This window comes from Streptomyces sp. NPDC090445, from assembly GCF_044769385.1.
In the GTDB taxonomy this organism is placed as follows: Bacteria; Actinomycetota; Actinomycetes; order Streptomycetales; family Streptomycetaceae; genus Streptomyces.
In genome coordinates this window covers 158,422-167,544 of sequence record NZ_JBIVXV010000016.1, presented here as the reverse complement: position 1 = coordinate 167,544, position 9,123 = coordinate 158,422, and the positions used below count along the sequence as shown (strand labels likewise).

At 73.7% G+C, this 9,123-nt stretch carries 12 protein-coding genes and 1 pseudogene; 8 read left to right on the top strand and 5 right to left on the bottom strand.

Annotated elements, in window-relative coordinates:
• Window positions 1-146, top strand: a 146-nt coding sequence (locus ACIQUT_RS26660; RefSeq protein ID WP_403566319.1) for a carboxyl transferase domain-containing protein, incomplete at its 5' end; no start/stop codon positions are given.
• Between the two features lie 25 nt (window positions 147-171).
• Window positions 172-1,161 (top strand): agmatinase, encoded by a 990-nt coding sequence (gene speB, locus ACIQUT_RS26655; protein ID WP_403566305.1) that lies wholly within the window; start codon window positions 172-174, stop codon window positions 1,159-1,161.
• A 466-nt stretch (window positions 1,162-1,627) separates the two neighbouring features.
• Here the strand turns inward: speB and ACIQUT_RS26650 are convergent, their stop codons facing one another.
• Window positions 1,628-2,110, bottom strand: coding sequence for a hypothetical protein (locus ACIQUT_RS26650; protein WP_403566303.1), 483 nt, complete (start codon window positions 2,108-2,110; stop codon window positions 1,628-1,630).
• 250 nt (window positions 2,111-2,360) lie between these two features.
• Window positions 2,361-2,870, bottom strand: coding sequence for a DUF5709 domain-containing protein (locus tag ACIQUT_RS26645; RefSeq protein WP_403566301.1), 510 nt, complete (start codon window positions 2,868-2,870; stop codon window positions 2,361-2,363).
• A gap of 286 nt (window positions 2,871-3,156) precedes the next feature.
• On the opposite strand from ACIQUT_RS26645, the gene ACIQUT_RS26640 reads away from it, so the two are divergent.
• A complete protein-coding gene (locus ACIQUT_RS26640; RefSeq protein WP_403566300.1) occupies window positions 3,157-4,944 on the top strand; it encodes a thiamine pyrophosphate-requiring protein in 1,788 nt (595 codons plus the stop codon).
• A gap of 32 nt (window positions 4,945-4,976) precedes the next feature.
• Here the strand turns inward: ACIQUT_RS26640 and ACIQUT_RS26635 are convergent, their stop codons facing one another.
• Window positions 4,977-5,378 carry an ATP-binding protein gene (locus tag ACIQUT_RS26635; RefSeq protein ID WP_403566299.1) on the bottom strand — a complete coding sequence of 134 codons (402 nt, stop codon included), beginning with the start codon at window positions 5,376-5,378 and terminating at the stop codon, window positions 4,977-4,979.
• A 211-nt stretch (window positions 5,379-5,589) separates the two neighbouring features.
• Between ACIQUT_RS26635 and ACIQUT_RS26630 the strand changes: the two genes are divergently transcribed.
• Window positions 5,590-5,775 (top strand): hypothetical protein, encoded by a 186-nt coding sequence (locus tag ACIQUT_RS26630; RefSeq protein WP_403566297.1) that lies wholly within the window; start codon window positions 5,590-5,592, stop codon window positions 5,773-5,775.
• Window positions 5,776-5,824: 49 nt separating this feature from the next.
• Here the strand turns inward: ACIQUT_RS26630 and ACIQUT_RS26625 are convergent, their stop codons facing one another.
• Window positions 5,825-6,187: a hypothetical protein gene (locus tag ACIQUT_RS26625; protein WP_403566295.1), complete on the bottom strand. Its 363-nt coding sequence runs from the start codon at window positions 6,185-6,187 to the stop codon at window positions 5,825-5,827.
• 164 nt (window positions 6,188-6,351) lie between these two features.
• Between ACIQUT_RS26625 and ACIQUT_RS26620 the strand changes: the two genes are divergently transcribed.
• Both ACIQUT_RS26620 and ACIQUT_RS26615 read left to right on the top strand, forming a co-directional pair.
• Window positions 6,352-6,717: a hypothetical protein gene (locus tag ACIQUT_RS26620; protein ID WP_403566293.1), complete on the top strand. Its 366-nt coding sequence runs from the start codon at window positions 6,352-6,354 to the stop codon at window positions 6,715-6,717.
• A gap of 256 nt (window positions 6,718-6,973) precedes the next feature.
• Window positions 6,974-7,468 (top strand): YbaK/EbsC family protein, encoded by a 495-nt coding sequence (locus ACIQUT_RS26615; protein ID WP_403566292.1) that lies wholly within the window; start codon window positions 6,974-6,976, stop codon window positions 7,466-7,468.
• Window positions 7,469-7,848: 380 nt separating this feature from the next.
• On the opposite strand, the pseudogene ACIQUT_RS26610 reads toward ACIQUT_RS26615, so the two are convergent.
• Window positions 7,849-8,155 (bottom strand): annotated as a pseudogene (locus ACIQUT_RS26610) (response regulator transcription factor); the annotation flags it as partial.
• Between the two features lie 116 nt (window positions 8,156-8,271).
• On the opposite strand from ACIQUT_RS26610, the gene ACIQUT_RS26605 reads away from it, so the two are divergent.
• Window positions 8,272-8,862, top strand: coding sequence for a hypothetical protein (locus ACIQUT_RS26605; RefSeq protein WP_403566291.1), 591 nt, complete (start codon window positions 8,272-8,274; stop codon window positions 8,860-8,862).
• Entirely contained in the window at window positions 8,829-9,119 is a 291-nt protein-coding gene (locus ACIQUT_RS26600; protein WP_403566290.1) for a hypothetical protein, read from the top strand. Before ACIQUT_RS26605 ends, ACIQUT_RS26600 begins: the two co-directional genes overlap by 34 nt.
• Window positions 9,120-9,123: the final 4 nt, after the last annotated feature.

Genomic DNA, 9,123 nt, shown 5'->3' with positions numbered 1-9,123 from the left:
ACCCGTACTACGCGGCCGAACGCGGCCTCGTCGACGACGTCATCGACCCCGCCGAGACCCGCGAGACGCTGATCGGCGCCCTCGCGATGCTCCGCGGCAAGCACGCCGATCTGCCGTCCCGCAAGCACGGCAACCCGCCGCAGTGACCCCTGGAAAGGCACAGATCGCACCATGACCGCCCAGCCCAACGGCGTGACCCCGCCGCTGCCGCCGACCGAGACCGACAGGACGCTGCACTTCGCCGGTCAGGCCACGTTCGGCCGGATCCCCCGCCTCGACCAGGTGGAGAAGGCGGACATCGCCGTGGTCGGCGTCCCGTTCGACGGCGGTGTCACCTACCGCCCCGGCGCCCGCTTCGGCGGCAACGCCATCCGCGAGGCGTCCCGCACCCTGCGCCCCTACAACCCGGCCCAGGACGTCTACCCCTTCCACTACAGCCAGGTCGCGGACGCCGGCGACATCAGCGCCAACCCGTTCAACACGGCCGAGGCGGTGGAGACGATCGAAGCCGCCGCCGACGAACTGCTCGCCGACGGAGCACGGTTGATGACGCTGGGCGGCGACCACACGATCGCGCTGCCCCTGCTGCGCTCCGTGGCCAAGAAGCACGGGCCCGTCGCCGTCCTGCACTTCGATGCCCACCTGGACACCTGGGACGACTACTTCGGCCAGCAGTACACCCACGGGATGCCCTTCCGCCGGGCCGTGGAAGAGGGCGTCATCGACACCTCCGCCCTCTGCCACGTCGGCACCCGCGGCCCGATCTACGGCAAGAAGGACCTCGACGAGGACGCCAAGCTCGGCTTCGGCATCGTCACCTCGGCGGACGTGATGCGGCGCGGGGTGGACGAGATAGCCCAGCAGCTGCGCGAGCGGGTCGGCGACCGGCCCCTCTACGTCTCCATCGACATCGACGTCCTCGACCCGGCGCACGCCCCCGGCACCGGCACGCCCGAGGCGGGCGGCATGACCTCCCGCGAACTGCTGGAGATCCTGCGCGGGCTGTCCGACTGCCGGCTGGTCTCCGCCGACATCGTGGAGGTCGCGCCCGCGTACGACCACGCGGGCATCACCTCGATCGCGGCCTCGCACGCCGCCTACGAGCTCATCACCATCATGTCCAAGCAGATCGCCCCGGTCCGCTGGGGGATGGGCGGATAACCCCGCCGAAGGCGCGGCCGGCACGATCCGTGCCGGCCGCGCTTGCGTTTCGTCAATTCGCCGTGCCGAAACCGTCAAGACGCCGCGCAACCGGAATTTCCCGGCCCTGTTCTTTCCCCGGGTGCGGTGGCGGCCCTATCCCGGCCGCCAATAGATTTCGTGCGCGCCTCTCGTGCAAACAGAAAGCAGCAAAACAGGCGGAAACTTGTCATGGCCGCGGTGGAAATTCGCGTCCATGGCGGCATGCCGCAGCCGAATTTCGGCCTGCCGCCCGGCCCGGATCCGGGCACCGTGGGGGAGAGCCCGGACCACCCGACCCGGACGCGGCCCGGTGCGTCACCGCTCGGCGTTCCGGCGGTAACGTCCCCTCAGACGATGGCCCGGCGAGGGCACCCCGGTCATCCTTTCGTTCATAGAGTTCACGACCCGTCGCACCCATGGGCGCTCCTTCGCCCGGGGGATCCCGTCAGACCGCCGATGACTTTGAGCCGGCGCGCTCGGCGTGCCCCTGCCCGGCCCCCTGCCCGTGCCTCTGCCCGGGCTCGGGCGCGGGCACGATGCGGTAGCGCCGGTACGCGCTGGCGAGCGGGCGCCGGTGCCGGTCGGTGAAGACTCCGTGGACCTCGTAGGCACCGATCGCGGCGTGCCCCATGGGAAGGCGCTCGGGCTGCAGGTGGATCTCGTACGGGCCGCCCGCCCGGAACCCGCCGAGCTGGGTCTCCTGCGCCGCCTCGACGGTGCCGTCCCGGACCCGGGTCTCGGTGTAGGCGAGCCCGTCCACGTCACGGCCCAACCGGAAGACGATGCACAGCGTGACCAGCGCCCCTTCGGGCAGCTCGACCGGATCGGACCGCTCCGGGCGGGGGCCGGTGCCCGGGCACCCCTCGCCCTCGGCGTGCAGGGCCATGTCCACGAGGTGGAAGTCGGTGGTGCTTCGCGAATCATCCATGGCCCGCCCCTGCCCCGGACGGCCATCGGGAAACGGGAAACGGCACGGCCCGCCGATGCCCCGGAACGGCGCCGGCACCCGGACCGCTCGGGCAGGACCCCTGCGGGCCCTCCGGACGCCGCCGGGAGCGGTCCCGCACGGCGGTGACCCGGCACGATACGTCCGTACACCCTCCGGCATCACCTCCGGCAGGCGGCCGGCAGCGGAGAGGCGACGACCTGCCCTGCCCGGTCACCGGCCTGCTCCGGCGTCATCCGGAGTCCTCCCCCGGGGCGCGGGCGTCCTCGTCCTCCTCCGGCTCAAGCTCCTCGATCACATGGATGGCGGCCTCCTCGGCCGCCGCCGCACCCCCGTCGATGCCCACGTCGCTCGCGCGAACGGCGAGGCGCCGCCCCGCCTCGGCGTCGTACACCGGGACCAGGCGGCCGGCGCGCGCGGTGCCGGCCTGCGGGTCCATCGGTTCGCCCTCGCCGCCCGGGAGGTCGCCGACTCCGTCGTCGTCACCGGGCTGCGTCGGGTCGGGTTCCGGGACCTCCCGGGCCAGGCGCTGGTCCAGGCTCTCCCCGGTGTGCTGCTCGCGCAGGGTCGTGCCGTGGTTCGCGGCCGCGTACGGGCGCTCGGGTGGCGACTCGCCGGTGTCGAGCCGCTCGTCGAGATCGGGCTCGGCGAGGGCGTTCTCCAGGTCCGGCTGCATTTCACCGGGCTGGTCGGGGTTCGGCAGCTGGTACACGTTGTCGCCTGTGGGGTCGGTGTCGCTCATGGTGTGCGCCTTTCACTGTGTGCGCCTCTTTCCGTGTGTGCGCCTTTCGCTGGGGCCTCCCGGGGCGTCCGCCGCTTCCTGCCCTGCCCTGCGGCTACCCGCGCCGGACGCCCCTTACCACCCTCCCGGAATCCGGCCCCGACCGCCCCCGCATGGGACGGACCCGGCCGGGCAGACGCCGGAGGCGCGACGGGGCGGAAGGGGGGCGGACAGGGGTGGCCGGGGGCGGAACGCCGGGGCGGACGGGGGCGGAACCGATCGGACCCGATCTCAAGGGAGCAGGACGATGAAAGTTGCCGACTACGTGTTGCAGCGACTGCGTGAGTGGCGCGTGAAGTACGTCTTCGCCTACCCGGGGGACGGCATCAACGGACTCCTCGCCGCCTGGGGACGGGCCGAGGACCGGCCGCGGTTCATCCAGGCGCGGCACGAGGAGATGTCCGCCCTCCAGGCCGTCGGCTACGCCAAGTTCTCCGGGCGGACCGGGGTCTGCGCCGCCACCTCCGGACCCGGCGCGATCCACCTCCTGAACGGCCTGTACGACGCGAAGCTCGACCACGTGCCCGTCGTCGCCATCGTCGGGCAGACCGACCGCAGCGCCATGGGCGGCTCCTACCAGCAGGAAGTCGACCTGCTGTCCCTGTTCAAGGACGTCGCCTCCGCCTTCTGCGAGATGGTCACCGTCCCCGAGCAGCTGCCCAACGTCCTGGACCGGGCCATGCGCATCGCCGCCACCGGCCGCACCCCGACCGCGCTGATCATCCCCGCCGACGTGCAGGAACTGGACTACGAGCCGCCCTCCCACGCCTTCAAGCAGGTCCCCTCCAGCCTGGGCGTCGGCCACTACGCCCCCGTGCCCGCCGACGAGGACCTCGCGCGGGCCGCGGACATCCTCAACGCCGGCGAGAAGCCGGCGATCCTCATCGGGCAGGGCGCCCGGCACGCCCGGGCCGAGGTCGAGCAGGTCGCCGGCCTCCTCGGCGCGGGCGTCGCCAAGGCGCTGCTCGGCAAGGACGCACTGCCCGACACCCTCCCGTACGTCACCGGCGCGATCGGGCTGCTCGGCACCAGGCCGTCGTACGAGATGATGCGGGACTGCGACACCCTCCTCGTGGTCGGCTCCAGCTTCCCCTACACGCAGTTCCTGCCGGAGTTCGACCAGGCCCGCGCCGTGCAGATCGACATCGATCCGGCCATGGTCGGCCTGCGCTACCCGTTCGAGCTCAATCTCGTCGGTGACGCGGCCCAGACGCTGCGCCGTCTCGCACCGCTGCTGGACCGCCGCAGGGACGGCGCCTGGCGCGAGACCATCGAGAAGGGCACCGCGCGCTGGTGGGAGGTCATGGAGCGGCGGGCCGAGGTCCCGGCCGAACCGCTCAACCCCGAGTACGTGGTGCACGCCCTGGACGGGCTGCTGCCCGACGACGCGATCATCACCGCGGACTCCGGGTCCGCCGCGAACTGGTACGCGCGTCACCTGCGGATGCGCGACGGCATGCGCGGCTCCCTGTCGGGCACCCTCGCCACGATGGGCCCCGGTGTGCCGTACGCGATCGGCGCGAAGTTCGCCCACCCCGACCGGCCGGCGATCGCGCTCGTCGGGGACGGCGCGATGCAGATGAACGGCCTGGCCGAACTCCTGACCGCGGCGAAGTACTTCCACCAGTGGACCGACCCCCGGCTGGTCGTCGCGGTGCTGAACAACCAGGACCTCAACCAGGTCACCTGGGAGATGCGCGCCCTGCAGGGCGCCCCGCAGTTCGAACCCTCGCAGAGCATCCCCGACGTGCCCTACGCCGAGGTCGCCGCCCTGTTCGGCCTCGACGGCGAGCGGGTGGAGACGCCGGGGACGGTGACACCGGCCTGGCGCAGTGCGCTGGCCGCGGACCGGCCGTACGTCATCGACTTCCGGACGGACCCGGCCGTGCCGCCGATCCCGCCGCACGCCTCCTGGGACCAGATCAGGTCCGCCGCCGCCTCGGTGCTGCGCGGGGACAGCGACCGGGCCGCCGTGGTCCGGCAGGGGCTCAAGGCGAAGCTCCAGGAGTTCCTGCCGGGCGGCGGAGGCGGCTGACCGTGCCCCTGCGCCGCGTGGCACGGGCAGGGCTACGGCACGGCGAGGGTCGCCCACACGGTTTTGCCGTCGGGCCGCTGCGTGACGCCCCAGGCCGCGGCGAGGGCGTCGACGATGTGCATGCCGTGCCCGTGCGGCTCGGCAGGCCGGTACGGCCGCAGGAGCGGCACCCGGCTGCTGGGATCGGACACACTGACGGTGAGCCGTCCGCCCTCGGGGTCGAGTTCCAGGTCGATGCCGGTGGGCCCGCACGTGTGGCCGGAGGCGTTGGTGAGCAGCTCGCACGCCACCAGGACGGCATTCTGGGTCACTTCCCCGCCCAGCCGGTCGGCGATCTCCGACAGCCTGCTCCGGACGAAGTCCAGCCCGGCCCGGGGCCTGCCGGCGGGGGCGGACCCGAGATCACGGTGGTAGTGCAGGCGATGTCCGACCATGACTGCTCCCGTTCCGCGCGTTCCCCCGCCCCACCCCGGCAGCCCCGTATCCGCCCGACAACCCCCGCCCCTTCCGAAAGCGCCTGCCCGCCTCCCCGCAGTGCACTCCCGATCCGGGGAAGCCGGACGGAAGACGGTTGCACCGGCCGCTCGCGGGGCAGGCGCAGGCGGTCCGGGACACCGGACGACGGAGACCCCGGGAGGCACAGCCGTGAAGGGCAACGACGACAAGCGGCGGAAGCCGGACACGGGCCGCGAGGAGCAGCCGCAGAAGCATCCCGGTCCGGATCCGGTTCACCCCGAGGCCAGCAAGCCGGTCGCCGGCAAGAGCCCCGAGGAACTGAGAAGGCGGCAGGAACGGAAGATGGCCGAAGGACGCGCCGACGACGCCGAGTGACCCCTCTCGGACCGCTCGGACCCCTCGGACCCGTGCGGAGCGGAGAGGCCTACGGCCCCTCGTCGTACATTCCTGCCTCGACCTCCAGGGCCAGTTCCTGCAGGACCTCGATCGACGAGACGTCCGTCCGCCCGCCGTCGTGTGCGATCGCCAGGCTGGTGAACGCCAGGCTGAACCCCGAGACCATCGTGTGCAGGGCGGGGCCGAGCGCCTTGGACACGTGCGCCGCCACCTGCTGCGGAGACGCGTCGGCCGGCACGCGGATCGACGGCAGCATCTCGTTCAGGAGCAGCGTGGCCACGCCGTTCGCCGCCGGAGCCTCGATGTCCTGACCGGCCTCCGCGGCCAGGCGGATGTCCTGCGCCTCGGTGAGGATGCCGATCACTCGCTTGAGTATCTCTGCACGTTCCATCTTGCGGAGCGTAGCTCCGCGCCCCGTGGACCGCCGCCGGAGCCCGCCCGGGCCGGCACCGTCCGTGTCCGTGCGGCCACGGACGGGCCGCAGCGCGCGGTGGCGGGCGCGGGTGGATGCTGGAGGAGGACCGAACCCGTTCCGGCCGCAGGGAGGAGCCCGTCATGAGCAGCACGGAGGTGACCGTGGTGGTCAGCGACTGCGCCGAGGAGGACGCCCGCGCCGTCTTCGCGACACTGGACGCGGCCTTCACGGCGGAGAAGGCGGAGAAGACGACCGGGCCGCGGTCGGGCAGCGGGGCGACGGTCTGGGCATCCGCCTACGACGTGGCCGCCCCCGCCGAAGCGACCCCGGCGGCCGTGGCCCCCCTGGCACACCAGGTGAGCGTCGAGGCCCAGGGCGGCTACCGGGCAGTGGACCGTGTTGTCGCCGTGCTGGACTCGGCCTTCGTGATCGACACGGTGGGGACCGCCGCCGGCGACCAGGAGAAGGACATCCACCTGCGGATCCACGGCCGCGCAGGAGTGTGAAACACCCGTTGCGGGGCAGGGGACCCGATGACAACGACTTTCCCGAAGGGCCGCGCGGTGGGCACCCCTTCTCCTCGTGCCGCGCGGCCGACGGGCTGAAGGGCCGTCCCTTCAGCCCGTCTTCCCTGTGCCGGGCAGGGCGGCCCGCCCCACACCCGCCGACCCGGAGCCGGAGCACCGCGCATCCGGGCCGCGCCTGACCCCGAACGCGCACCGCATGGTGCCGAAGCCGAAGCCGATGCCGAAGGAGCCCCTGGTGGAATCCGCGTCCGGAACGCCGTCCCTGCCGACCCGCAGCGAACAGGTGGCCCGCGCCCTCGCCGCGGCCGGGATCACGGGCCGCGTGCGCGAGCTCTCCGCATCCGCGCGCACCGCTGCCGACGCCGCCGCCGCACTGGGCTGCGAGGTGGGCGCCATCGCCAACAGCCTGGTGTTCCTGTCGGGCGAAGAACCCGTACTGGTGCTCACCAGCGGCCGCCACAAGGTCGACACCGGGGCCCTCGCCGACCGCTGGGGCCGCCCGGCACTCCGGCGGGCCACACCCGACCAGGTCCGCCTGGCCACCGGTCAGGCCATCGGAGGCGTCGCCCCCGCCGGCCACCCCCGCCCGCTCCCCACCGTCGTCGACGAAGCCCTCACCGCGTACCCCCGCGTCTGGGCCGCCGCCGGAACGCCCCACACCGTCTTCCCCACCACAGCGGACGAACTGCTCCGCCTCACCGGCGGCCGACTTCTCCCCGTCGGCCCGTAGGAAACGAACGCCCCGCGCCCCGCCCGCCCCGGCCGGGATCAAAGCGGTCCTGCAGGGCTGCCCGAGGCGTGACCCGCGTACACCGGACCGACCGACCGACCATCCGTCCGTCAGCGTCGGCCGACCGTGTCGAGCAGCAGCCGTACCCGCGCCGCCGTGGTGCACGGCGGCGGCCACCCGCCGGAACAGGGCCTGCTGGTTGACCTCGCCGACGACGAAGCAGTCGTCCCGGTCGTCGACCGGGGCCGGATCGGCCCACCCACGGGCCACGACCACGCGACGGCCCTGCGCCCGGACCGCCTCGACGGCCGCCCGGTCTGGCCGACGTCGAAGCCCGGGTCCCCCTGCCACGGGTCCAGGACCGGCTCCGTCGCCAGCCTCGACGCCCGCGCCGACGGCCCGGAGTTCCCTCGGGTCGTCCGCCTTCAGCAGGAACCCGTCCGCGCCCTCCTCCAGGGCCCGGGTCACGTACTCGTCCTGCCCGAACGTCGTCAGCATGATCACACCGACCGCCGGCAGCTCCGCGTGGAGCCGCGCCACCGCCGTCAGCCCGTCCACGACGGGCATCTGGATGTCCGACAGGACCACGTCCGGCCGGTGCCGCCGGGCGAGCACGACGGCCTCGCGCCCGTCGCCCGCCTCGGCGACCACGTCGACCTGCGGATCCCGGGCCAGAATCGCCCGCACCCCGGCCCGGAGCGCTGGAACTCTCTCCCGACCTCACCGACCGCGACCGCCCCGACCTCGCCGAACTGCGCGCCACGATCGCCGACGCCGTCGAGCAGCTGCGGGAGACCGTCGCCGTGCTGCGCGACCCGCCCGCGGCGGACGCGGGCACGGGGACGGGCACGGGCCTGCCCGTCGGCGACACGGTCGAGGACCTCCTCGGCCGCGCGGTCGCCTCCGGAGTGCCCGTACGGTGGGAGCGGCGCGGGCCGGTGCCGCCCCTGTCCCCCCTGGTCGAACGCGGGATGTACCGCGTGGTGCAGGAGTCCCTCACCAACGCCGTGAAGCATGCCCCGGGCGGCGAGGTCCGGGTCGGCATCACCCACGAGGCCAGCCGCACCCGCGTCACCGTCCTCCCGCACCAGGCCCCGGCCCGCCCCGCGCCCCCGGCGGCGGACGGCACGGCCCCCCGCACGCACCCGGACACGCACACCGAAACGGCCACGGCCACGGCCAAAGCCACCGCCACGACCACGGCCAAAGCCACGGCCAAGGCCACGGCCAAGGCCACGGCCAAAGCCACGGACACCGGCACCGTCCTCGAATCCGCCCGGCGGCTGGCCGACGTCCGGCGCGCCGCCCGCAGCCGTTCCGTCGTCGCCTTCGCGGCCCCGTCGCGGCGGCCGCGTTCTTCGTGCCCGCCGCCCTCTACATGGCCTGGCAGCTGACGACGAGCGTGCTGCCGCCGTCCCGCATCGACCAGTTGGAGACCGGCCGCCCCCGTGCGGAACTCGCCCGGCTGCTGCCGGCCCGCTCCTTCCCCCACCCGCCCGACCACGCCCGCTCCGCACCCCGGCCGCCCGGCACCGTCTGCGGGTTCTACCGCTCGGGCCGCGACGTCCTGGACCAGGTCGACCTCTACCGCCTCTGCTGGGACGGCGACACCTTGGTGGCCAAGGACACCCTGCCCGCCGACCGCCCTTGACCCG